Here is a 23656-nt window from a genome sequence, read left to right as displayed (position 1 = left end):
CAGCCGTTGAGATCGCACAAAAAAGAGGCCGGCATTTGCGCCGGCCTTGGTTCCTCATGCATTATTCTCATTGATCAGCCGCTTCAGCAGCTCGATCTCGTGGCTCAGCTTGGTGTCCTCGCTGACCAGATCCTCGATCTTGCGCACGGCATGCAACACCGTTGTATGATCGCGACCACCGAAACGGCGGCCGATTTCCGGAAAGGAGCGCGGCGTCAGGGTCTTGGACAGATACATGGCGATCTGGCGCGGCTTGACGATGACGCGAGTCCGGCGGTTAGACACCAGCTCCTGGCGCGAGACATTGTAGTGACGCGCAACGATGCGCTGGATGTCTTCGATACGGACACGCTTCTGTTCGCCAGCGCCAACGAGATGGGCCAGCAGTTCATCGACACGCTCGATCGACAGGTTCGGCTCGAAGGAACGGCGGAAAACCAGCTGGTTGAATGCGCCTTCCAGATCGCGGCCACTGCTGGTGATGTTGCGGGCAACATGCTCCAGGAGGTCTGCGGGAATTTCAAGCGCGCCATCATCCTTGCGGGCGGCGTCCAGACGGCTTTTCAGCATATCCAGGCGCATGTCGTAGTCGGGAGCCTCCATCTCGATGGCAACACCGCCCTGAAGGCGCGAACGCACACGCGGATCGAGCGATTCCAGTTCCCACGGTGCACGGTCTGCCGCCACGACGACCTGCTTGGCGCTGTCGAGCAGCATGTTGAGCAGATGGCAGAATTCGTGCTGGATCATCTTGCCCTGCAGGAACTGCATGTCGTCGATGATCAGAAGATCGATATTGCGCAGCGAGTCCTTCAGCGTCAGGGCATCGTTGTCGCGGATGGCGGTGGCAAAGCGCCACATGAAATATTCGGCGGTCAGATAGACGACGCGCGGCGCGCGCGGGCTGTGCACGGCGGCATTGGCAATCGCCTGCAGCAGATGCGTCTTGCCGAGACCGACGGAGGAGTGAATGAAGAGCGGATTGAAGCGCACGGCACCGGCACCGGCTTCGGCAATCGTCTTGGCAGCGGCCAGCGCCACGCGGTTCGATGCCCCCTCGACAAAGCCGTCGAAGGTATAGCGCGAGTCGAGCGGCGAGCCGAACAGCGGCGTTGCGGTGCTGGAGCGCGTGGAATTGGAAGTCGGGGCCTGAGACGCGGCGATCTGTCCGACCGATTGCGGGCCGGACTTGCGACCGGTGGCCGGCTGGGCGGTATCGGCGGGGACCTGGCGCTCGTCGACGACAGGCCCACGGGTGGCGCGGCTTGCGCTGCGCACCATGATCTCCACCTTGAGAATGTTCGGATCCTCAGCTTGGAAGATCGAGCTGATCAGATCGAGATAACGGTTGTTGATCCAGGACTTCAGGAAGGTCGTCGGCACGGTCAACCGCACAACGCTTTTCGATGCCGAATGGAGTTTAAGGCGCCCAAACCAGCTGGCGTAGACATCCGGTCCAACCTGAGCCTTTAGACGGAGGCTGAAACGCTCAAAAAGAGCATTGTGCTTCATTTCGCCATTGTCTCCCGCACCATCGGAGCACGCGGCGCTGAGTGCCGAATGTGCATGGTCCCCATTTACCAACGCACCGGCCGTCATTGAATTAATATGCATTTTGCCGCCTTCCAAAATCATTTCAGGTACCGGGCGTCTTATCATCGTCCGGCAGCCGCTTTATCTCGCGCCGAGACGCAACCGTCCCGACAATCCCCGTGCTAGAAGCCGGAACCTCGGCCAAAAGCCGTGCTCCGACAAAACGCCGCCCCCTCAAACAGCGTTTCCAGTTTCCCGGCGTGCTTTTCATCCTCGACATGAAAAGCCAGCCAGCATTCGCTCGTCTCGAAGCCACTCAAGACGCAAAGCGGTAGGGCGCGGAAACGGTGACGTTTCCGATACAATACCGATCAGTTTTTGGGATAACGGAATAGGTCCATCCCGCTCCAGCAAGGGCTGGTAAATCATTGCAGCTTTGCTGTTCTGATCGCCCTTCCAGGCTCGTCCCAAGCCCCTTGCTTGACCTCATTAAGGCAGGATCAAATGGCAATATCAACCGTGAATTTTCCGCAAAAATGAACGCCGGCCATTGACTCTGCGTCCATCGTTTTTGCGTCACATTCATCCGCAAAAGAATCGCTTTTGAATCAAGGGGATTCGAAAACGGCTGTGGGTTTGAGCGTTTGATGAGCGGGAAAATAAAAATTCGCTTGACTCAGATTGGGCCCAACCTACCCCTGGGTAAAGTGCCGGCCCGGTACGGCACCTCCAGCAAGCGACTGAAATTGCTCATCTATTTCTGTCACTCGACTGATACACTTCCGTCAAGTAGCAATCCCTAAATCAATAGGCGTCATTTTCAAAAAGCGCAAACACAAAAAGCCCGGCGCAATGCCAGGCTCTTCGAATTTCGTCGAAACTATGTCTGAACTTAGGCTGACAGGGCCTTAACACGCGAGGCAAGACGCGAGATCTTGCGCGATGCGGTGTTGGCGTGAACCACGCCCTTTGTGGCTGCGCGCTGCAGTTCCGGCTGAGCCGCCTGCAGAGCATCCTTGGCCAGAGTTGCGTCGCCCGATGCGATCGCTTCTTCGACCTTGCGGATGAAACCACGGACCCGCGAACGGCGAGCCTTGTTTACTGCAGTTTGGCGAGCGATCTTGCGGGTCGCCTTCTTCGCCGAAGTTGTATTGGCCATGGATGCCTCTCTTCGAATTCAAACCAAAACCCACCATCGCCGCGTCGGGTCGTTGCGACCTGCCAATTCAGCAATAAGGGAGCTATTTCGGAAAAGCCCAGCGGCTTTCCCAACCTTGGGCGGGCATATAGCGGGAAAGCGCGAATGCGTCAACGCGGATTCTGAATGAATCGCGCTTGCCCTTCATCTTGTCAGCGATTCCGGAAGACGGGTTTGCGCTTCTCGACGAAGGCAGCCATGCCTTCCTTCTGATCGTCAGTGGCAAAGAGCGAATGAAACAGGCGCCGCTCAAAGCGCAGGCCTTCGCCAAGCGTTTGCTCGAAGGCACGGTTGACCGCTTCCTTTGCCATCAGAACAGCCGGCAAGGAGAAAGACGCGATCCTGGCCGCAGCCTCCACCGCCTCATCCAGAAGCCGCTCGGGCTCGACAATGCGGGCCACCAGGCCGGCACTCTCGGCTTCGGTCGCATCCATCATACGACCGGTCAGGCACAGGTCCATCGCCTTGGCCTTGCCGACCGCACGTGTGAGCCTCTGCGAGCCACCCATGCCGGGGATAATGCCGAGCGTGATCTCGGGCTGGCCAAACTTCGCCGTCTTCGACGCAATGATGAAATCGCACATCATGGCAAGCTCGCAGCCGCCGCCCAGGGCAAAGCCGGATACGGCTGCAATCAGTGGCTTGCGGAAGCCGGCAATGTCGTCCCAGGTGCCGATGAAATCACCCGTATAGGCATCGACAAAGGAGAGAGACTGCATTTCCTTGATATCGGCACCGGCGGCAAAGGCCTTTTCGGAGCCGGTCAGGACAACAGCGCCGATCTCCGCATCGGCCTGCAATTGCTCGAAAACCTGACACAATTCGCGCGCGACCGTTGAGTTGAGTGCATTCAGCGCCTGCGGCCGGTTCAATGTGACGATCGCCACGCGATCGCGCCGCTCGATCAAAATGGTCTCGAATGACATCGCTCACTCCCTTGATGATGTTCCTGATTACTTCTGGCAACGCTGACAATAGAATGTCGAGCGTCCTGATTGAACTATCCTTTCGACGGTACCCCCACAGCCTTCCGTCAAACAGGCGTGGCCTTCGCGATTATAGGCTCGGAAACTGTGCTGGAAATAGCCCAGCGTGCCATCCGCCTGGATATGATCGCGCAACGACGAACCGCCCGCCAGGATGGCATCGGCGATCACCTCGCGAATGCTGTCGGCGAGCAGGTGCAATTCCGGTTTCGGCTTTCCTGCCTTGGTGACCATCGTTGACACCTTTCGCGTGGGCGAGAGATGGGACCGCCAAAGGGCTTCGCAGACATAGATATTGCCGAGGCCGGCAATCACCTTCTGATCGAGCAGCGCACTCTTCAGCGGCTGGCTGCGGCCGAGGAAGCGGCCGGCCAGATAGTCGGCCGACAGGAGATTGCCAACCGGCTCGGGGCCAAGGTCGCGAAAGGCGGGGTAGATATCGAGTTGCGCGCGTGTTGCCAGATCCATGAAACCGAAACGACGCGGATCATTGTAGATGACACGCGCCGACCCTTCCGGCCGCTGCAGATGAAAGATGACATGATCATGCTTTTCATCCTTGCTTCTCTCATGATGAAAGGCGCCCGGCGTCGCTTCGATTGCATCCGCCTCGATGCGGAACGAGCCCGACATGCCGAGATGGGCGATCACCGTTGCGCCATCCTCCAGGTCGATCAGCAGGTACTTTGCCCGGCGCGACAAGGCGGCGATGCGCCGGCCTTCTACCCTTGCGGCGAAATCACGCGGCAAGGGAAAGCGCAGATCGGGCCTTCTCAGCTCCAGGCGCTGCAAAAGCGCGCCTTCCATGGTGGGGGCCAGCCCACGCCTGACGGTCTCTACCTCTGGCAATTCCGGCATTAGCGCCCATCTTTCTGTTTGAACCGCATTCTTTAAGGTCTATAGACCAGCCTATGGGGCTGACATAGCGCAGATAGCGCGCGCCAGCCGTTTTCGCTATGGTCCAGCGACCTGTCGCCAAGTGGAGTGAACCGATGACTGCAAGCCGCATTTCCGCCGATGGCGGCATGGAGACCTCCTATGGTTTCCGCCAGGTCGACGAGCAGGAAAAGCAGGGCCTGGTCAACGAGGTGTTCCACAAGGTGGCCAAGCGCTACGACATCATGAACGATGTGATGTCGGCCGGGCTGCACCGCGTCTGGAAAGACGCCATGATCGCGGCACTCAATCCGCGCAAGGATGCCGGCTACAAGGTACTCGATGTTGCCGGCGGCACCGGCGACATCGCCTTCCGGATCGTCGAGGCATCCAACCGGCTGGCACAGGCCACCGTTCTCGACATCAACGGCTCGATGCTCGGCGTCGGCGCGGAACGGGCACAGAAAAAAGGGCTTTCCGACAATCTGACCTTCGTCGAGGCCAATGCCGAAAGCCTGCCGTTCGAGGACAACACATTCGACGCCTATACGATCGCCTTCGGCATCCGCAACGTGCCGCGCATCGATGTGGCGCTGTCGGAGGCCTTTCGCGTCTTGAAACGCGGCGGACGGTTGCTGGTACTCGAATTTTCCGAAGTCGACCTGCCACTGCTCGACCGCGTCTATGATGCCTGGTCGTTCAACGCGATCCCGAAATTCGGTAAAATGATTACGGGCGACGCCGAACCCTATCAATATCTCGTCGAATCCATCCGCAAATTCCCGAACCAGGCCGATTTCGCCAGGATGGTCAGCGCGGCTGGCTTCTCGAACGTCAAGTTCACCAATTATACCGGTGGCATTGCCGCCCTGCATTCCGGCTGGAAAATCTGACATTCATGAGCACGATCGGCGCATATTTCCGCCTTGCGCGGGTTGGCTGGGTGCTTGTGCGAGAGGGCGTCGTTGCTGCCCTGCCGTCTGATGGCCTCCCGCCCCTGGTTGGTTTCGGCAAGGCACTTGTCGGGCCGCTCGCGCGACGTCGTGCTAAGCAGGCGGAACGTTCCGACCGGCTCGCCCAGGCGGTCGCACGGCTTGGCCCGTCCTATGTGAAGATCGGACAGTTCCTGGCGACGCGACCGGACGTGGTTGGTGCTGACTTCGCCGACGATCTTGCCGGTCTCCAGGACAGGATGGATTTCTTCCCGACCGAGGATGCAAAATCAACCATCCGGGATTCGCTCGGCCGCACGATCGAAGATCTCTATCTTCGCTTCGACGCGCCGATCGCGGCCGCTTCGATCGCACAGGTGCATCCGGCGGAGGTCATGACCGCGGACGGTCCGCGCAAGGTCGCCGTCAAGGTCATCCGGCCTGGCGTGCGCAAGCGGTTCGCTGCCGATCTCGAAGCGATGTATCTCGTGTCGCACCTGCAGGAGCGATTCCTGCCGCATACGCGGCGTCTGCGCCCCGTCGAGGTCACCCGCACGCTCGAGCAGACCACCAAGGTGGAAATGGACCTTCGGCTTGAAGCGGCAGCGCTGTCGGAGATTGCCGACAATACGAAAAAAGACCCCGGCTTCCGGGTGCCCAAGGTCGACTGGGAGCGCACCGGCCGCGACGTGATCACCATGGAGTGGATCGACGGCATCAAGATGTCGGACGTGGCTGCATTGCAGTCCTCGGGGCTCGATCTCAACCTGCTGGCCGATACGCTGATCCAGTCCTTCCTGCGCCATACGCTGCGCGACGGGTTTTTCCACGCCGACATGCATCCCGGCAATCTGTTCGTCGATGAGAGTGGCATGATCGTCGCCGTCGACATGGGCATTGCCGGACGGCTCGGAAAGAAGGAACGTCGGTTCCTTGCCGAAATCCTCTACGGTTTCATCTCCCGCGACTATCTGCGCGTCGCCGAAGTCCATTTCGAGGCGGGCTACGTGCCCTCCCATCACAATGTCGCAAGCTTTGCCCAGGCGATCCGGGCCATCGGCGAGCCGATCCACGGGCAGCCGGCCGAGACCATTTCGATGGGCAAGCTATTGACCCTGCTGTTCGAGATCACCGAGATCTTCGACATGGAAACCCGCCCGGAACTGGTGATGCTGCAGAAGACCATGGTGGTGGTCGAAGGCGTTGCGCGCATCCTTAACCCGCGGTTCAACATGTGGAAGGCAGCCGACCCGGTCGTCTCGCAATGGATCCGCGACGATCTCGGCCCCAAGCGCATTGCCACCGATCTCAAGGATGGCGCCAAGGCTGCCATGCGGCTTGCCGAGGCATTGCCCGAGATTGCGGCGAAGACCGAAAAATTCCATGCGGATATCATGCGCATGAGCGAGCAGGGTCTGCGTTTTGATCCCGAGACGACCGAGGCAATCGGCCGATCGGAAGCAAGGCATACACGCCTTGGGCGCCTGGCCCTGTGGGTGATCGCGGCATCGCTTGTTGCGATCGCAATCCAGCTCGCCTGAGATCTATAAATCCATCGCGTTTTTTTGTTTAGTCGATGGAACAAGCGGCGGGCCGGCGCGTTACCGCCACACTTAAGCATAGTTGTTCCCTCAGGAGTTTCATGTCCGCCACCCAAACCAGCTTCGTCCGGTCGACCATTCTCTTCATGTTGATCGGAACCGGTATCCTGCTTGGCATCGTCGTTGCCACGTTTGGACTGGTTGAGAAAACCAGTGCGACGTTCGACTACATCATCGTCGAACGGGACATCCGTCGCACTGCAGCGGACCTGATTCAGAACCTGACCGATGCCGAAACCGGTCAGCGCGGCTATCTGCTGACGCAGGACGAGAGCTTCCTGGCGCCTTATCACAAGGCCTTGAGCGCGATGAACAGCGAGCTTGAATTGCTGTCACAACAGGTGCGCGGGCGGGCGATCAAGCAGGAGCGAATGCCGGAACTGCAACGCCTGATTCAGGCCAAGCTGACTGAAATGGCAAGGACCCTCGATCTCGCCAAGACTGGCCAGCGCGATGAAGCCGTCAGGCTGGTGCAAACCGAAGTCGGACGCGAGGTGATGGACCAGATCCGGACAATCATCGACGACTTCAAACAGAAGTCGGACAGCAATGTCGACCGGGGCGCAAGCGAACAGGTTGAGGCGACGCAACATTTGCAGTGGATTACCGTGGGCGGCGGGATCGCCATCCTCGCGGTCATGAGCGGCGCGATGCTGATCGTCTACCAGCATGTGCGCGAGCTTCTGAAAGCCCGCCAAGAAGTCGAACACCTGAATGCCGGGCTGGAAGCTCGCGTTGCCGAACGCACCGAAGATCTGATGCAGGCAAACCAGGAAATCCAGCGTTTTGCCTATATCGTCACGCATGATCTCAGGGCGCCGCTGGTCAACATCATGGGCTTTACAGCCGAACTCGATACATCGCTGAAATCGCTGCAGGCCTATGTGCTGGCCGATGGAACCTCCGTGTCGGAAGACATGATCCGGGAGGCACGGCTTGCGGCATCGGAGGACCTGCCAGAGGCAATCGGCTTCATTCGCTCCTCGACCAAGAAGATGGACGGCTTGATCAACGCGATCCTGAAGATCTCGCGCGATGGGCGCAGGCAGTTGAAGCCTGAGCCGGTCGAGCTCAAGCCTCTGCTGGAAACCATCGCGGCCAGTCTTCACCATCAGATCAGTGAGAACGACGGCCACGTGTCGCTCGACACCAAAGCGACCAGGCTGGTCACCGACCGGCTTTCGCTCGAACAGATTCTCGGTAACCTTTTCGACAATGCCATCAAGTATAAGCATCCGGATAGGCCGCTTGAACTTACGGTCCGCACCGCGTCGGAAGGCCGGCATATGGTGCGGATCGAAGTGCAGGACAACGGCCGTGGCATCGCAGAGCAGGATCAGGAACGCGTTTTCGAACTTTTTCGTCGCGCGGGCCAGCAAGACAAGACCGGTGAAGGCATCGGTCTTGCCCATGTGCGATCTCTGGCACGGAACCTTGGCGGGGAAATCAGTGTTTCCTCCCGTTTGGGTGAAGGGTCGACATTTGTTCTGCGGCTGCCATCCGATCTTTCACGTTTAGTACGGAGTTGATGATGAAAGCTGTTGGTAAAGAAGTCACCATTGTCATGGTTGAAGACGATGAGGGGCACGCCCGTCTGATCGAAAAGAATGTGCGCCGTGCCGGCGTCAACAACGAAATCGTGCCGTTTACGAACGGCACGGATGCGCTCGACTTCATCCTCGGAAAGGACCGCAGCGGCCAGGTTTCGCAAGACCGTTACCTGCTGATCCTGCTCGATCTGAACCTGCCTGACATGTCGGGCACCGACATCCTGGAAAAAGTAAAATCCAACCCGCATACGCGACGGTTGCCGGTCGTCATCCTGACCACGACGGATGACGAACGCGAAATACAGCGGTGCTACGACCTTGGGGCCAATGTCTATATCACCAAACCTGTCGATTACGACAACTTCGCCAATGCTATCCGCCAACTCGGACTGTTCTTCTCCGTCATGCAGATCCCCTGAAACCGGTTTGGTGACGATGAGCTTCCGCGTCCTCTATATCGACGACGACGCCGCCATCGTCCGGCTGGTGCAGAAATCTCTTGGCCGCATGGGACACGAGGTCGCGCATGCGGAAACCACGCATGACGCCCTGTCATTGCTGCACGGCGGCAATTTCGACGTCGTCGTCCTCGATCACTACCTGCGCCAGACCACCGGTCACGAAGTGATGGCGAACCTGCGCGAGCAGGGTTTCCATATGCCGGTCGTCTATGTCACCGGCTCCAACGAGGCCCAGATCGCCATCGAAGCCATCAAGGCGGGCGCCGCCGACTATGTGATCAAGTCGGTCAGCGACGATTTTCTTCCGCTTCTTGCCAGCGCCATCGAGCAGTCGGTGTCGAATGCCCAGTTGCGTGCCGCCAAGGAGCGGGCGGACGAGGAAATCCGTCTGGGCAAGGAGCGCGCGGAAGCGCTGCTTGCCGAAGTCAACCATCGCGTGGCAAACTCGCTGGCCCTTGTCGCGAGCCTGCTCAGGCTGCAGATCTCCAGCGCAAAGAGCGACGAGGTCAAGGCGGAACTGGCCGAAACTCAGGCGCGCATCTCGGCGATCGCAGGCATGCACCGCAGCCTCTACACATCCGAGGATGTCAGCCGGGTGGAACTGGACCGGTACCTCGGCCGCCTGACAGCCGAACTGTTCAATTCGTTACACAGTGCCGAAAGACCGGTCCGGCTTCTGCTTGATGCCGATCCGATTTCGCTCACGGCCGACAAGGCCGTTTCGGTCGGGATGATCGTCACCGAACTCGTGACCAATGCCTTCAAATACGCCTATCCCAATCTCGGCGGCGGAGGTGATATTCGGGTGAAGCTGAAGCGACTGTCCGACACAGAGGCTCTGCTGCGTGTCGAGGATGACGGCATCGGTATTGACCCCGGCAAAGCCCCCACCGGTACCGGCCTCGGCAGCCGCATCGTCAAATCCATGGCATCGACGCTCGGAGCGGGGCTGCACTATCTGGAAGATGTCAGCGGTACCGTTGCCGAGGTTCCGCTTCAACTGAGCCCAGCAAACTGAGCCCTTTCCGCACGTTTACCACAACAGTCTCCCGACGTTGCCTCTTGCCCGAATTGCGATAGGGTCGCGCTGACAGAAAGGGCCTTATTCATGACCTTGGGCGGCAAGCGCATTCTCCTGATCGTTGCCGGTGGCATTGCCGCCTACAAGAGCCTCGACCTGATCCGTCGACTTCGCGAACGCGGCGCCACGGTGCGGCCGATCATGACGAGGGCGGCACAGGAATTCATCACGCCGCTGGCTGTCGGTGCGCTTTCTGCCGGCCATGTCTATACCGACCTGTTTTCCCGCGAGGACGAACAGGATGTCGGCCATATCCGGCTGGCGCGGGAATGCGATCTTGTTGTCGTTGCTCCGGCCACCGCAGACCTGATGGCCAAGATGGCGCATGGCATGGCCGACGATCTTGCGTCCGCCGTGCTGCTTGCCAGCGACCGCCCGATAATGATTGCGCCGGCGATGAACCCGAAAATGTGGGCTGCATCAGCGACCCAGCGCAATCTGGCGATGCTCAAAAAGGACGGCGTGCATGTCGTTGGGCCGTTGGAGGGCGAGATGGCGGAAAGCGGCGAACGGGGGATTGGCCGCATGGTCGAACCGCTCGATATCGTCGCCGCCATCGAAAACCTTCTGTCTGGACCAAAGCCGCTGGCGGGTCTGAAGGCCGTGGTGACGTCCGGCCCGACCCATGAACCGATCGACCCGGTGCGCTACATCGCCAACCGCTCTTCCGGAAAACAGGGGCACGCGATCGCGGCCGCCCTTGCGCGGCTCGGTGCGCAGGTTACGCTGGTCTCCGGGCCTGTGACGATCGCCGATCCCGCCGGCGTCAACACACAGCATGTCGAGCGGGCGGAAGAGATGCGCGACGCGGTGCTTGCAGCACTGCCTGCCGATATCGCCGTCATGGTCGCCGCCGTCGCCGACTGGCGCGTCGCGAGTTCCTCCGGCCAGAAAATCAAGAAACAGCCGGGCGAGGCACCCCCTCCCCTGCAGCTTGCCGAAAACCCGGATATCCTAAAGACGATCGGCCATCATGCGCAAAGACCGCAACTGGTGGTCGGCTTTGCCGCCGAGACCCAGAACGTGGAGGAAAACGGTCGCGCCAAGCTGGAGCGCAAGGGTGCCGATCTGATTGTCGCCAATGATGTGTCGCCGGAAACCGGCATCATGGGTGGCGATCGCAACCGCGTACGGCTGATCTCCAAGACCGGCGTCGAGGCCTGGCCCGACCTGTCGAAGGATGAGGTCGCGGAGCGGCTCGCACTGTGGATCGCGACGCAGGTCGGAGGAACAAAGCCGTGAGCCTTTTCAGCCGCACCGGCTTCCAGCACTTCGTCGAGGCGATGCCCGGCACCTCGCTGATCGATCAATGGGAATCTTCGGTTGCCAAGGTTGGGGACAAGGTGTTCGGCCTGATCACCGATGCGGAAAACCGGCTGACATTCAAAGTCACCGAAGAGAGCTTCGAGATCCTGACCGCGCTGGAAGGAATCGATCAGGCCCCCTATTTCGCCAAGCGCAAATGGGTCTCTGTTTCGCCTGTATCGGCATTGACCGCAGAGGAAGCCGCAGAATATCTGCGTCGGTCCTATGGTCTGGTCAGTGCGGGTCTGACACGCAAGCTGCGCATCGAGCTGGGTATTCCCCTTTAAACGGCGATCAACTGGCGATCTGGTTGCCGGGGCGCGATCAGAGCGCCATTGCCGGCTCCCGTGCCGGTTCAGGTATGCGGGCCTCATCGGCGGACGGGCGGAACTCGACCGCATCCAGACCTTTTTCGCTCAGGATCACCGCGCTGCTGGCCGGGATCTCGACCCATTTGTCGGTCTCGTCGGTGAGCGGTTCGGAGACGAGACAGTAGCCGCCCTTGTCACCCATCGGGGCGGCATAGAGCGTCGGCGCGAAAGCATCGGTCGAATAACGCACGGCATAGAGTGTCCGGCCGTCGGAGAAGGCCGCCGTGAAGCGTACACGCGCTTCGCCGGTCATGTGCATGCTCATGCGTTCGACAAAGCCCACGGCCTCGCTCATGGCGGCTATCGGCCTTTCTTTCAGGCCGAACTGCAGGGCAAGCAGAAAAAGAAGCTCGGAATCGGTGGTGCCGACACGCGCATGGAAATGCTCGTCGTCGAGCATGGTTTCCATCGGCCGGCGGATACGATCGAAATGATCGATCTGGCCGTTGTGCATGAAGGACCAGTTTCCGTTGACAAAAGGATGACAGTTGTCACGGCGGGTCGACCCGTGGGTGGCCGCGCGCACATGCGCCAGAAACAATGGGGAGCGGATCTGGCTGGCAAGGCTCTTCAGGTTGCAATCGGACCAGGCGGGAAGCACATCGCGGAAACGGCCAGGTTCCGGGCGGTCGCCGTACCAGGCTATGCCAAAGCCATCCGCATTGGTGGCTGTCTTGGCGCGGGTGGCGCAGTGGGATTGCTCAATCAACGAATGCGCAGGCGACGTCACCAGTTCTTCAAGATAGATCGCTTCGCCGCGATAGGCTGCCCAACGACACATGCGTTTTCACAACTCCTGCAAGCTGCCGATCCGGTGTCGGCGCGCTTTCCGTCAGTGTTCGCCCGATTGGCTAATGATTTGTAAACGTAACGTCATTGATGACAGAATTTTGACGATTGTCGCAATCACTTTCTGCACTGCACAATCGAGTTTTGTGACTGACCGTCTGTTTTCGAACCTCGGCGGGTTTTGTGAACACTGCGTTCCCGGTGCCTGCCTTCGGCTTTGGCGAAGTTCGGCTATATTGGTGTCAACCGCGTACGCGCTCAAAGGAGCAACCGATGTCGATCCGACCCGTCAAGCACGAAAGCCGCGCCACGCCCACCATAGAAGGTGCCGGCGTGAAATTGCACCGTGTCTTCGGCTTCGGCGACCCGTCGATGACCGACCCCTTCCTGATGATGGACGATTTCCGCAACGATAGTCCGTCCGACTATATTCGCGGCTTCCCCTGGCACCCACATCGCGGCATCGAGACTATCACCTATGTGCTGGCCGGCACGGTCGAACATGGTGACAGCCTCGGCAATCGCGGCCTGCTCGGCGCTGGTGATCTGCAGTGGATGACTGCCGGCAGCGGGATCATGCACCAGGAAATGCCCAAGGGCGATTTCGCCGGCAGAATGCACGGCTTCCAGCTCTGGGCCAATCTGCCCTCGTCGCTGAAGATGACCGCGCCACGCTATCAGGACATCAAGTCCGCCGACATTCCCGTCGTGGTCGATGATGACGGCACAGCGGTCAGGGTGATTTCCGGCGACTTCTGGGGCAAGGCCGGTCCCGTCGACGGGATTGCAGCCGAGCCGGTCTATCTCGACATTTCGGTGCCACCCGGCAAACGCAAGACCATTCCGGTCGACACCTATCGCTCCGCCTTTGCCTATATCTTCGCCGGCTCCGGCAGCTTCCGCGACGCATCGACACCGTTCGGCGTCAAGGTCGAGAAGGAATACAGGGGTGAGGAACTGAATATCCGCGACCTCTCCGGCAACAGGACGCTGGTCGTCTTCGATACCGGCGATGAGATCACCGTGCAGGCCGGCGAGCAGGGTATCCGCTTCCTGCTGGTCACCGGCAAGCCGATCAAGGAACCGGTCGCCTGGCACGGGCCGATCGTGATGAACACGCGCGAGGAACTGATGCAGGCGATGAACGAATTGCAGAATGGAACTTTTATCAAGGTCGATCATTAACCCCTCAGCCGCAAGGCTTTGACAGTCAAGTTCCCTCTTGCCCGGCGGCCCCCTCCGCCGGGTTTTCTTTTTTGGGAGACTGAGCATGCACATCACAGGCAACTGCCATTGTGGCGCCATCCGCTATGAAGCCGAGGTCGATCCGCAGGAGGTCGGCATATGCCATTGCGTCGATTGCCAGAGACTGACGGGTTGTGCGTACCGGGTCAGCGTCGGTGTAGAACCAGGTGATTTCCATATCCAGACGGGCACGGCGCGCCGATACCGCAAGATCGGCGACAGCGGCAGGCCAAGCGACCAGTACTTTTGCGACACCTGCGGCTCGCCACTCTGGCGGGTCGACGCCACCGGCGCCAGCATCGCCATCCGCCTTGGAACGATCGATCAGCGACAGGCATTCGTGCCACGTCATCAGAGTTGGACCGGCTCGGCGCTCGGATGGGTGAACGACATCCGGGATATTCCCGCATCGGTCGGCGAATAGACCAGGGGCTTTAGTTCCAAAGGCCGTGGAAATGATGCACAGACCCATGTCCCGAGCCAACCGTCAACGTCCCTGAAGTGGCGACGGCACCGGCCAGCCAGTCCTTGGCAACCGCGACGGCGTCCAGGATAGAAAGCCCCTTTGCAAGTTCGGCGGCAATTGCGCTCGACAGCGCGCAACCCGTGCCGTGCGTATTTTTCGTGACGATCCGCGGCGCCTCGAACCAATGAAAGCGCTCGCCAGACACCAGTATGTCGGGGCTGTCGGAGGCGGTCAGGTGCCCGCCCTTCAACAACACCGTCGTCGGACCTTGCAGCGTCAGACGGGCGGCCTGTGATTCCATCACCTGGCGGCTGACCGCCTCCGGCTCATCCAACAAGACGGCGGCTTCGGGAAGATTGGGGGTGAGAAGGGTTGCGAGAGGCAGGAGTTCATCGCGGAGCACGGCAACCGCTTCGGGGTCCAGCAGTGCCGCGCCGCCCTTGGCGATCATGACCGGATCGAGCACGATCGGGATGGAGTGATGCGGCCTGAGCGCGCTGGCGACTGCGCGGGCAATGCCGGCATTGGCAATCATGCCGATCTTCACGGCATCGACGCGCATATCGGCGAAAATCATCCGGATCTGTTCCGCGACAAAATCAGGGGCAACGGGCTGCACGGCAGAGACCCCTTGGGTATTTTGTGCCGTCAGCGCAGTGATGGCCGCCATGCCGTAACAGCCGCGCGCGGAGAATGTCTTCAGATCGGCCTGGATACCGGCACCGCCGGATGGATCGGACCCGGCAATCGAGAGGACGTTGGCAATAAAACTGGAAGTGGATTTCACGGGCGCCCCTTTTCGAGCGGGGCAGCCGTCGGGAAGATCCACGAGATGCATGCGGAGACTTCCCGAGCGACTCCCTCCGCCAGCATTATCTGGTTCAGGTTCGAAGGGTGCGTCTCAGTCCATCTTCCGATGAACGCCCCTGTCTCTCAATGGAACTGTTTTAGACCGGAGTAGCGCGACTGTCATGCAAAATGCCGCAAGCCGCGCACCGAAGCATTTGCGACGAAAGTCAAAAATGGCTAGTTGCGTAGTCAACCTCTCTTGTAGCTCAAGGATTCCGCGATTGACCTCTGCCCAGAACCCCGTCTTCGACAAGCGTTACAATGGCTTTCTGTTCGACATGGACGGTACGCTGCTCAATTCCATCGCCGCCGCCGAACGGGTCTGGGGAAAATGGGCTGCGCGCCACGGGCTCGATGTCGCGGCCTTCCTGCCGACGATGCATGGCAAACGTGGCATCGACACGATCAGCGGGCTTGCCCTGCCGGGTGTGGACGTGCAGGCAGAAGCACTCGAAATCGAGCGCGGTGAAATCGAAGACGTCGAGGGCGTGGTGGCAATTCCAGGCGCGATCGACTTTCTCAACGGCCTGCCATCGGCACGCTGGGCGATCGTCACATCGGCGCCTGCACTCTTGGCAAGGGCGCGCATCGAGGCCGCCGGCCTGCCGCAGCCGCCGAAGATCGTCACGGCCGAGGATGTAAAAATCGGAAAGCCCAACCCCGCAGGCTATCTGCTCGGCGCAAGACATCTCGGTGCCGACCCGGCCCGCTGCCTGGTGTTCGAAGACGTCATGGCCGGCGTCTTGGCCGGCGAAGCTGCGGGATCGGATGTCATGGTGGTCACAGCCACCCATAGCCATGCGCTGGACACGCGGCATCCGAAGATTGCGAGCTACGAGGGGCTGCAGGTGCATGTCGATCGAGACGGCGGCATGCAGATCGTCCGGGCGGGCTGATCTTTTCCGAGGTCACAGAGACGGATATGGCAGCCCGCGCCTCAGGTGCGCGGACTTGCCGATGCGTCGCAGAGAACGATCACGCCGCCTTGGCGACGTGATATTCCTTGATCGCCACCATCTTGATCGCGGGAAACCGCTCCGACTCGTAGCGCAGCGAAAACGCGTCCTGCGCCATGAACACCGGATCTCCGTCCAGATCCCGGCAGATATCGCCACGGCGCTGGGTCATGAACTTGTCGAGTTCGGCGGGCTGATCGGAGGAAATCCAGCGGCAGACCGAGAAACGCGACATTTCGAACGAGACCGGCAGGGTATATTCGCCCGCCAAACGCTCCTTCAGAACGTCGAGCTGCAGGGCGCCGACCACGCCGACGATCGCCGGGGAGCCGTCTTCCGGGGAAAACAGCTGCACGACGCCTTCTTCAGCCATCTGCTGCAGGGCTTCCTTGAGCTTCTTTGCCTTCATCGCATCTTCAAGACGCACGCGACGCAGGATTTCCGGCGAGAAGTTCGGCACGCCCTGGAAGACAAGGTTTTCACCCTCGGTCAGCGTGTCGCCGATGCGCAAGGTCCCATGGTTCGGGATGCCAACCACGTCACCGGCATAAGCGGTATCGGCGAGCTGGCGCTGCGAGGCGAAGAAGAACTGCGGTGCCGTCAGACCCATCTGCTTGCCGGTGCGGGCAAGACGCGCCTTCATGCCACGCTCGAGCTTGCCGGAGCAGATACGGGCAAAGGCGATGCGGTCGCGGTGATTGGGGTCCATGTTGGCCTGGATCTTGAAGACGAAGGCGGTCATCTTGTCTTCGGCGGCATGCACGGTGCGTATGTCCGCCACCTGGTCGCGCGGTGGCGGTGCAAAATCGCCGAGCGCGTTGATCAGGTCACGGACGCCAAAATTGCGCAGCGCGGAGCCGAAGAAGACCGGCGTCATATGCCCTTCGAGAAAGGCTTGGCGATCGAAGGGCCGGCAGGCTTCCTGCGCCAGTTCCAGCTCATCGACGAAGGTGGCGCGCTCGTTTTCCGGCAGGTTTTCGGCAACATTCTGCGGGCTGTTGACGGCCAGCGCCTCGACCTGCTTGTCGGAGCCGCGAAACGTGTTGTCGACCAGGTTGTAGGAACCGCAGAAGCTCTTCGAGCGACCGACAGGCCAGGTGATCGGGGCCGTGTCCAGCGCCAGCTTCTCCTCGACCTCGTCGAGGATCTCGAAGATGTCGCGGCTTTCACGGTCCATCTTGTTGACGAAGGTGATGATCGGGATATCGCGCATGCGGCACACTTCGAAGAGTTTGAGCGTGCGCGGCTCGATGCCTTTGGCGGCGTCGATGACCATGACGGCGGCGTCGACGGCGGTCAGCGTGCGATAGGTATCGTCGGCGAAGTCTTCGTGACCGGGCGTATCGAGAATGTTGAAGACATTGCCGTCGTATTCGAAGGTCATCACCGAGGTGACGACCGAAATGCCGCGCTCGCGCTCGATCTTCATCCAGTCCGAGCGGGTCTGGATACGATCCTTCTTCGCCTTGACCTCGCCGGCGAGCTGGATCGCACCCCCGAACAGCAACAGCTTTTCGGTGAGCGTCGTCTTACCGGCGTCCGGGTGAGCGATAATAGCGAATGTGCGGCGGCGGGAGACCGCCTCTGCGAGCGTTTCGGCCATGTCGTGAATCCTGTGGAATTGCGGGCTATCTAGCGATTAAAGGCCGGCATTGCAATTGACCTTGGCCAAGTGAGGGCAAAGTAATGGCAGATGACCATCCGCACAGACATCACGCCGACCCTAAACCTGGTTCGGCTGCCCCATGGGCACGGCCTTGACCTGCCCGCTTACGAGACATCCGGTGCAGCCGGCATGGACCTGCGCGCCGCCGTCGATGCCGACCAGCCACTGTCTCTTGCCCCCGGTAAGCGCGCCCTCGTGCCAACTGGCTTCATCTTCGAGATCCCACTGGGGTTCGAAGCACAGATCCGCCCGCGCTCAGGACTCGCCTTCAAGAATGGCATCACCTGCCTCAACACGCCTGGCACGATCGACAGCGACTATCGCGGCGAGGTGAAGGTCCTGCTGGTCAATCTCGGCGACGAGGACTTTGTCATCACCCGCGACATGCGCATTGCCCAGATGGTGATAGCTCCGGTCACCCAGGCGCGGGTCGCCGAAGTCACCGTAACTTCCGAAACCGCGCGTGGCACCGGCGGCTTCGGCTCGACCGGCGTATAGGACAAGACCGTGCCGGACACTTTGACATTCCGGCAGGGTTATTTCGACGATCCCGTCGCTTTCCACGGACTGGTCGCTCTGCTGCAGGACATTTTTGGTGTCGACATCGGATTGCAGAACCGTCTTGGCGGCCCTGATCCATCCTCCATGCCATTCGGCTATTTCGATGACATGGGCCGTTGCGTCGCCAATTTTCCGCCTTTTCCATGCCGCTGGTCATCGGCGGGCGCACCGTCAAAGCGGCTGGCTATCAATCGGGTGCCGTTCGGCCAGACTTTCGGGGACAAGGTCTGTACCGAGACCTGATGCGCCGGGCATTTTCCTGGGCCGATACAGCGGGATTTGAGGTGGGCATCCTGTTGACGGACAAGCCGGACCTCTACGCACCTTATGGTTTTCGCGTCGTGCCGCAATTCCAGTTTTGCGGTAAGGGGCCGTCGTCCGACAAAGCGTGCACTGACGCCAGCGAGCTCGACCTGGCAAGGCCCGAGGATCTCGCGCTCATCCAGCGCATACTCTCCGAGCGGCAACCTGTGTCAAATCTTTTAGCGGTTGCCCGGCAAACCGAGATGTTTCTGCTGAATGCCTGTTTTGATCCGGGCATCCGCCTCAGCTTCCTGCCAGCCTTGAACGCGGTCATCACCTGGAAAATGACCGTGGGCAACACTTTCCAGTTGCTCGATATCGCCGCCCGGCGCATCCCGTCGCTTGTCGAGATCACGACCGCGCTGGGGCTTTCGGCGGAAGGGATCGCAGTCTTGTTTCCACCGGATCGCCTGGATTGGAAGGGTGAACCGCACCCCTATGAGGGCTCCTGTGCCCTGATGGTCAAGGGGTTCGAACCTTCCACGTTTCCCCAGCCGGCGATGCTGTCGCCGATGGCCGACTTCTGAAATCTACCCAACAATTGGCGAAGATGGCGCTCCAGCAACTCGTCTTCGACATGAACGGGACAGACCACTGCCCACGTCGACGAAATGCATGGCGCCCTGCGTGCGGCAGATGCTTCATACCGGCCTTAACTTGATGCTCAGCGCTGTGCTTCGGTCGCCATCCTGATGGCGAGTCCGGCCAGCACCGTGCCCATCAGCCAGCGTTGTGCGATCATCCAAAATGGCCGGCCGGCGAGAAACAAAGCGATGGAGCCAGCCATCAGCGCGATCATCGCATTGACCGAGACGCTGATGACGATCTGGGTCGAGCCCAGCATGACCGACTGTAAAAAGACGCTGCCCCGGGCAGGATCGACAAACTGCGGCAGCAAGGACAGATACAGAACCGCCACCTTCGGATTGAGCAGGCTGGTGACGAGCCCCATGGCAAACAGCTTGCGTGGGCCATCCTTCGGCAGGTCGCGTACCTGGAATGGCGAACGGCCGCCGGGACGCACGGCCTGCCAGGCCATCCAGACCAGATAGGCGGCGCCGGCAAGTTTCAGCGCGTCATAGGCAAAGGGAATGGCCATCAGCAGGACGGTGATACCGAGCGCCGACATCAGCATGTAGAACAGGAAACCGAGGGCCACGCCGCCGAGCGAGACAAGACCGGCGGCCGGCCCCTGGCAAATCGAGCGCGAGACCAGATAGACCATGTTCGGGCCTGGTGTCAGCACCATGCCAAGGCAAATCAGCGCAAAGGCAAGGAGTGTCGGCAAGGTCGGCATGAAACGGCTCCGCAATGGTCTCTCATTGTCATAGGCTCGGTCGCCAAGCGACGGCAACGGTGCATCGTGTCACCGTTGCAAGTCCGGCATTGCGGGTCTACAGCATTGCCTGTTCATCCTTGCGCTCAAATGTCGAATGCGTTCGCATGGGACGCGCCGAAATCCGGAGAACTGCCAATGACGCTGACGACCGTGCTTGCCTATTGCGGCGCACTTTTCATTGCTGCGGCCATTCCCGGACCCGGCATGACGGCAATCGTCGCGCGGGCGCTCGGCTCGGGCTTCCGCCCGACATTCTTCATGGGACTTGGGCTTATCCTCGGCGATCTCGTCTATCTGACCGCCGTCATCCTCGGCCTCGCTCTGGTCGCCAAAACCTTTGCCACGGCGTTTCTGGTGATCAAATTCGCCGGCGCAATGTATCTGATCTATATTGCGTGGAAGCTCTGGACTGCCGGGCTCTTGCCCCAGTCGATCGAGGCGCAACATTCGACACATGCCGGTCTTTCCTTCCTCTCCGGCCTGCTGGTGACGCTCGGCAACCCGAAAACCATGCTGTTCTACATTGCCCTGGTGCCGACGCTGCTCCCGCTCGAAGCAATCGACATGGCGGACTACGCGCTGTTGGCCGGCCTGACATTCATTGTCCTGATGGCCGTTCTCATTCCATACATCCTCCTGGCGTCACAGGCCCGCACGTTGCTGAAGCGACCATCGGCGCTGAAAGCGCTCAATCGCTCGGCGGCGGGCATCCTTGCCGGAACGGCGGCCTATATCGCCACGCGCGGCGCCTGACACAGAGATGTCGCGAAGGCGGCTAATGCGCATGCTTTTTTCTCTGCACGGACCGTGACTTAGACTGGAGGTTCTGGCGGCGCGTGACGTTTGGGCCTATCCTTCCTCTCAACAAAAACTGACCGCAGGGAGAGATAGATGACGAATGATAGGAAACCGGGCCGCGGCCGCGTCTACAACTCGATTACCGACACGATCGGCGACACGCCGATCGTCCGCCTCGACAAGCTGGCCCGGGAAAAAGGCGTGAAGGCCAACCTTCTGGCCAAGCTCGAATTCTTCAACCCGATCGCCTCGGTCAAGGACCGCATCGGGGTGGCGATGATCGAAAGCCTGGAAGCGCAGGGCAAGATTGTCCCGGGCAAGACGACCCTGATCGAGCCGACGTCGGGCAACACCGGCATTGCGCTGGCCTTTGCCGCCGCTGCCAAGGGCTACCGGCTGATCCTGACCATGCCCGAGACCATGTCGATCGAACGCCGCAAGATGCTGGCGCTGCTCGGCGCTGAACTCGTGCTGACCGAAGGCCCGAAGGGTATGAAAGGGGCTATCGCCAAGGCGCAGGAACTGGCCGAGGCGACGCCCGATTCGGTCATTCCGCAGCAGTTCGAAAACCCGGCCAACCCGGAGATCCACCGCAAGACCACCGCCGAGGAAATCTGGAACGACACCGATGGTGCCATCGACATCCTGGTATCCGGCATCGGCACCGGTGGTACGATCACCGGCACCGGCCAGGTGCTGAAGGCAAAGAAGCCCGGAGTGAAAGTCATCGCGGTCGAACCGGCCGACAGTCCTGTCCTGTCCGGCGGCGCGCCCGGTCCGCACAAGATCCAGGGCATCGGCGCCGGCTTTGCACCCGCCATCCTCGACACCACGATCTATGACGAGATCGTCACCATCACCAATGACGAATCCTTCGAGACTGCCCGTCTTGTCGCCCGTCTCGAAGGCGTTCCGGTCGGTATTTCCTCAGGTGCCGCATTGGCCGCTGCGATCAAGGTCGGCAGCCGCGACGAAAATGCCGGCAAGACCATCGTGGTGATCATTCCCTCCTTTGCCGAACGTTATCTCTCCACCGCACTGTTTGCCGGCCTCGGCGAGTGAGCAAACAGACCTGACGTCCCGGCGCCTCACACGGCGCCGGGACAAACCGCCGCCCACCATCACCGTCTAGGCCGCGGCTGACGATGCCAGTCTCTCCGACGCGATGCGATAGGAGATCGCCTCCGCAAGATGGATGCGGCCAAGCATCGTTGCGCCATCGAGGTCGGCCAGCGTGCGCGCCACTTTCAATACCCGGTGATAACCGCGGGCAGAAAAGCGGAACTTGTCGGCCGCATCCCGCAGCAACTGCAGGCCAGCCGCATCCGGTTCGGCCAATGTCTCGATCAAGGCTGTCGAGCAACGGGCATTTGTGCAGGTCGGCAGGCCGAGATCACCGAAACGTTGCCGCTGGCGATCCCTCGCCGCGGCCACACGTTTTGCGACATCCGCACTGCTTTCGGCCGGACGCGGGCGAATGAGATCAGTGGCTGCCACGGCCGGCACGTCGATACGGATATCTATGCGATCCATCAACGGACCGGAGATCCGCCCCTGGTAATCGCTCTGGCAGCGTGGCCCACGGGCGCAACTGTGTCCGGGTTCGCCCGCCATGCCGCAGCGGCACGGGTTCATCGCCGCGACCAGCTGGAAATCCGACGGATAGGTCACCCGGTGATTGGCGCGCGCAATGATGCACTCGCCGGTCTCCAGCGGCTGGCGCAGGGCATCGAGGACAGGCGGGGCAAACTCCGGTAGCTCGTCAAGGAAGAGAATGCCATGATGGGCGAGAGACGCCTCGCCCGGCCGCGCGCGGATGCCGCCTCCGACCAAGGCTGCCATGGTGGCAGAATGATGCGGTGTACGGAACGGACGCCGGTCCGACAGCTTGCCGCCGGAAAGCTGGCCGGCGATCGAATGGATCATCGATACTTCCAGCAGTTCCGCGGCAGACAGGGGCGGCAGGATCGAGGGCAGGCGCGCCGCCAGCATGGACTTGCCCGACCCTGGCGGACCAACCATCAAAAGATTGTGCCCGCCGGCGGCCGCGACCTCAAGCGCACGCTTGGCGCTTTCCTGTCCCTTGATATCGGCGAGATCCGGCAGATTGGCCGGCAGGCTTCGAATTGCGGGCTCCGGCCGTGTGAGAATCTGGTTGCCGCGAAAATGATTGGCAAGCGCGATCAGGCTGCGCGGTGCCAGGATATCGATCTCGCTGCCTGCCCATGCGGCTTCTCCGCCGCTTTCGGATGGGCAGATTAGTCCCTTTCCAAGTGCGTTGGCGCTGATTGCCGCCGGCAAGGCCCCGGCAATCGGGGCAATCGTGCCATCAAGATTGAGTTCGCCGATGACGAGATATCCCGAAAGGGCATCGCCCGGGATTGCCCCCAGCGCCGCCATCAGGCCAAGCGCAATCGGCAGGTCGAAATGCGAGCCCTCCTTGGGCAGATCGGCGGGCGCCAGATTGACCGTCACCTTCTTCGGCGGCAGGGCGAGACCCGAGGCATGCAGCGCCGCCTGAACCCGTTCCCTGCTTTCGGCCACAGCCTTGTCCGGCAGGCCGACAATCTGCATGCCCATTTTTCCAGGCGCGACCATCACCTGAACATCGACGGGCACGCCTTCTATGCCATGAAATGCAACCGTACTGACACGCGCCACCATTGCCCGCCCTCGCCGTTCCGATTTACCCCGGCCAGCACAACCACAACTTCATATTGCGTGTGCCAACGGGAACAATCTCGCATAGGAGGTAGAAAAACACAAGAACATTTGCAGAACATTGACGCG

At 60.6% G+C, this 23656-nt stretch carries 24 protein-coding genes and 1 riboswitch; of the genes, 15 read left to right on the top strand and 9 right to left on the bottom strand.

Annotated elements, in window-relative coordinates:
* Window positions 1–54 precede the first annotated feature (54 nt).
* From dnaA to mutM, 4 genes are all read right to left on the bottom strand, one after another.
* A complete protein-coding gene (gene dnaA, locus GVK95_RS01675) occupies window positions 55–1614 on the bottom strand; it encodes a chromosomal replication initiator protein DnaA (protein WP_159946132.1) in 1560 nt (519 codons plus the stop codon).
* Between the two features lie 811 nt (window positions 1615–2425).
* A complete protein-coding gene (gene rpsT / locus GVK95_RS01670) occupies window positions 2426–2692 on the bottom strand; it encodes a 30S ribosomal protein S20 (RefSeq protein ID WP_007602428.1) in 267 nt (88 codons plus the stop codon).
* Between the two features lie 191 nt (window positions 2693–2883).
* On the bottom strand, window positions 2884–3657 hold the full coding sequence (locus tag GVK95_RS01665; RefSeq protein ID WP_159946131.1) for an enoyl-CoA hydratase: 774 nt from the start codon (window positions 3655–3657) through the stop codon (window positions 2884–2886).
* Between the two features lie 27 nt (window positions 3658–3684).
* The gene (gene mutM, locus GVK95_RS01660) at window positions 3685–4575 is read right to left on the bottom strand and encodes a bifunctional DNA-formamidopyrimidine glycosylase/DNA-(apurinic or apyrimidinic site) lyase (protein ID WP_159946130.1); all 891 of its coding nucleotides are present in this window, start codon (window positions 4573–4575) and stop codon (window positions 3685–3687) included.
* A gap of 134 nt (window positions 4576–4709) precedes the next feature.
* On the opposite strand from mutM, the gene ubiE reads away from it, so the two are divergent.
* The 7 genes from ubiE to GVK95_RS01625 all read left to right on the top strand — a co-directional run bounded on the left by ubiE (window position 4710) and on the right by GVK95_RS01625 (window position 11810).
* Complete coding sequence (ubiE, locus tag GVK95_RS01655) at window positions 4710–5486, top strand: bifunctional demethylmenaquinone methyltransferase/2-methoxy-6-polyprenyl-1,4-benzoquinol methylase UbiE (RefSeq protein ID WP_159946129.1); 777 nt, start codon at window positions 4710–4712, stop codon at window positions 5484–5486.
* Between the two features lie 5 nt (window positions 5487–5491).
* Window positions 5492–7066, top strand: a complete 1575-nt coding sequence (gene ubiB / locus GVK95_RS01650; protein WP_159946128.1) for a 2-polyprenylphenol 6-hydroxylase — start codon at window positions 5492–5494, stop codon at window positions 7064–7066.
* A 101-nt stretch (window positions 7067–7167) separates the two neighbouring features.
* Window positions 7168–8655, top strand: a complete 1488-nt coding sequence (locus GVK95_RS01645; RefSeq protein WP_159946127.1) for a CHASE3 domain-containing protein — start codon at window positions 7168–7170, stop codon at window positions 8653–8655.
* 2 nt (window positions 8656–8657) lie between these two features.
* Window positions 8658–9095 carry a response regulator gene (locus GVK95_RS01640; RefSeq protein ID WP_007602410.1) on the top strand — a complete coding sequence of 146 codons (438 nt, stop codon included), beginning with the start codon at window positions 8658–8660 and terminating at the stop codon, window positions 9093–9095.
* A 16-nt stretch (window positions 9096–9111) separates the two neighbouring features.
* Window positions 9112–10155: a histidine kinase dimerization/phosphoacceptor domain -containing protein gene (locus GVK95_RS01635; RefSeq protein WP_159946126.1), complete on the top strand. Its 1044-nt coding sequence runs from the start codon at window positions 9112–9114 to the stop codon at window positions 10153–10155.
* Between the two features lie 90 nt (window positions 10156–10245).
* Window positions 10246–11460, top strand: a complete 1215-nt coding sequence (coaBC, locus tag GVK95_RS01630) for a bifunctional phosphopantothenoylcysteine decarboxylase/phosphopantothenate--cysteine ligase CoaBC (RefSeq protein ID WP_159946125.1) — start codon at window positions 10246–10248, stop codon at window positions 11458–11460.
* A 41-nt stretch (window positions 11461–11501) separates the two neighbouring features.
* Window positions 11502–11810, top strand: coding sequence for an MmcQ/YjbR family DNA-binding protein (locus GVK95_RS01625; RefSeq protein WP_244618653.1), 309 nt, complete (start codon window positions 11502–11504; stop codon window positions 11808–11810).
* Between the two features lie 37 nt (window positions 11811–11847).
* Here the strand turns inward: GVK95_RS01625 and GVK95_RS01620 are convergent, their stop codons facing one another.
* The gene (locus tag GVK95_RS01620; protein ID WP_159946123.1) at window positions 11848–12675 is read right to left on the bottom strand and encodes a class II glutamine amidotransferase; all 828 of its coding nucleotides are present in this window, start codon (window positions 12673–12675) and stop codon (window positions 11848–11850) included.
* Between the two features lie 281 nt (window positions 12676–12956).
* Here GVK95_RS01620 and GVK95_RS01615 point away from each other — a divergent pair, with 281 nt between their 5' ends.
* Together GVK95_RS01615 and GVK95_RS01610 are read left to right on the top strand one after the other, a co-directional pair.
* Window positions 12957–13868 carry a pirin family protein gene (locus tag GVK95_RS01615; protein ID WP_159946122.1) on the top strand — a complete coding sequence of 304 codons (912 nt, stop codon included), beginning with the start codon at window positions 12957–12959 and terminating at the stop codon, window positions 13866–13868.
* Between the two features lie 85 nt (window positions 13869–13953).
* Window positions 13954–14352, top strand: coding sequence for a GFA family protein (locus GVK95_RS01610; RefSeq protein WP_159946121.1), 399 nt, complete (start codon window positions 13954–13956; stop codon window positions 14350–14352).
* 10 nt (window positions 14353–14362) lie between these two features.
* Here the strand turns inward: GVK95_RS01610 and thiD are convergent, their stop codons facing one another.
* Window positions 14363–15181: a bifunctional hydroxymethylpyrimidine kinase/phosphomethylpyrimidine kinase gene (thiD, locus tag GVK95_RS01605; RefSeq protein WP_159946120.1), complete on the bottom strand. Its 819-nt coding sequence runs from the start codon at window positions 15179–15181 to the stop codon at window positions 14363–14365.
* A gap of 54 nt (window positions 15182–15235) precedes the next feature.
* Window positions 15236–15332, bottom strand: a riboswitch (TPP riboswitch).
* 132 nt (window positions 15333–15464) lie between these two features.
* Between thiD and GVK95_RS01600 the strand changes: the two genes are divergently transcribed.
* The gene (locus GVK95_RS01600; RefSeq protein ID WP_159946119.1) at window positions 15465–16139 is read left to right on the top strand and encodes an HAD-IA family hydrolase; all 675 of its coding nucleotides are present in this window, start codon (window positions 15465–15467) and stop codon (window positions 16137–16139) included.
* A 79-nt stretch (window positions 16140–16218) separates the two neighbouring features.
* Here GVK95_RS01600 and GVK95_RS01595 read toward each other — a convergent pair whose 3' ends face one another.
* Entirely contained in the window at window positions 16219–17802 is a 1584-nt protein-coding gene (locus tag GVK95_RS01595; RefSeq protein WP_159946118.1) for a peptide chain release factor 3, read from the bottom strand.
* A 90-nt stretch (window positions 17803–17892) separates the two neighbouring features.
* Here GVK95_RS01595 and dut point away from each other — a divergent pair, with 90 nt between their 5' ends.
* The 3 genes from dut to GVK95_RS01585 are packed head-to-tail and all read left to right on the top strand — an operon-like array spanning window position 17893 to window position 19256.
* Entirely contained in the window at window positions 17893–18363 is a 471-nt protein-coding gene (gene dut, locus GVK95_RS01590) for a dUTP diphosphatase (protein ID WP_159946117.1), read from the top strand.
* Between the two features lie 9 nt (window positions 18364–18372).
* The gene (locus GVK95_RS25420) at window positions 18373–18669 is read left to right on the top strand and encodes a hypothetical protein (protein WP_348532442.1); all 297 of its coding nucleotides are present in this window, start codon (window positions 18373–18375) and stop codon (window positions 18667–18669) included.
* Entirely contained in the window at window positions 18570–19256 is a 687-nt protein-coding gene (locus GVK95_RS01585; RefSeq protein WP_348532441.1) for a GNAT family N-acetyltransferase, read from the top strand. The genes GVK95_RS25420 and GVK95_RS01585 overlap by 100 nt, the downstream gene beginning before the upstream one ends.
* A gap of 137 nt (window positions 19257–19393) precedes the next feature.
* On the opposite strand, the gene GVK95_RS01580 is transcribed toward GVK95_RS01585, so the two are convergent.
* Entirely contained in the window at window positions 19394–20026 is a 633-nt protein-coding gene (locus GVK95_RS01580) for a LysE family translocator (protein ID WP_159946116.1), read from the bottom strand.
* Between the two features lie 177 nt (window positions 20027–20203).
* Here GVK95_RS01580 and GVK95_RS01575 point away from each other — a divergent pair, with 177 nt between their 5' ends.
* Entirely contained in the window at window positions 20204–20821 is a 618-nt protein-coding gene (locus GVK95_RS01575) for a LysE family translocator (RefSeq protein WP_159946115.1), read from the top strand.
* A gap of 138 nt (window positions 20822–20959) precedes the next feature.
* Window positions 20960–21928 (top strand): cysteine synthase A, encoded by a 969-nt coding sequence (cysK, locus tag GVK95_RS01570; protein WP_159946114.1) that lies wholly within the window; start codon window positions 20960–20962, stop codon window positions 21926–21928.
* Window positions 21929–21994: 66 nt separating this feature from the next.
* On the opposite strand, the gene GVK95_RS01565 is transcribed toward cysK, so the two are convergent.
* Complete coding sequence (locus GVK95_RS01565) at window positions 21995–23530, bottom strand: YifB family Mg chelatase-like AAA ATPase (protein WP_159946113.1); 1536 nt, start codon at window positions 23528–23530, stop codon at window positions 21995–21997.
* Window positions 23531–23656: the final 126 nt, after the last annotated feature.

Origin of the sequence: Rhizobium sp. 18065, assembly GCF_902706095.1 — a bacterium.
Lineage (GTDB): Bacteria > Pseudomonadota > Alphaproteobacteria > Rhizobiales > Rhizobiaceae > Allorhizobium.
This window is presented reverse-complemented; position numbering and strand designations above follow the sequence as displayed.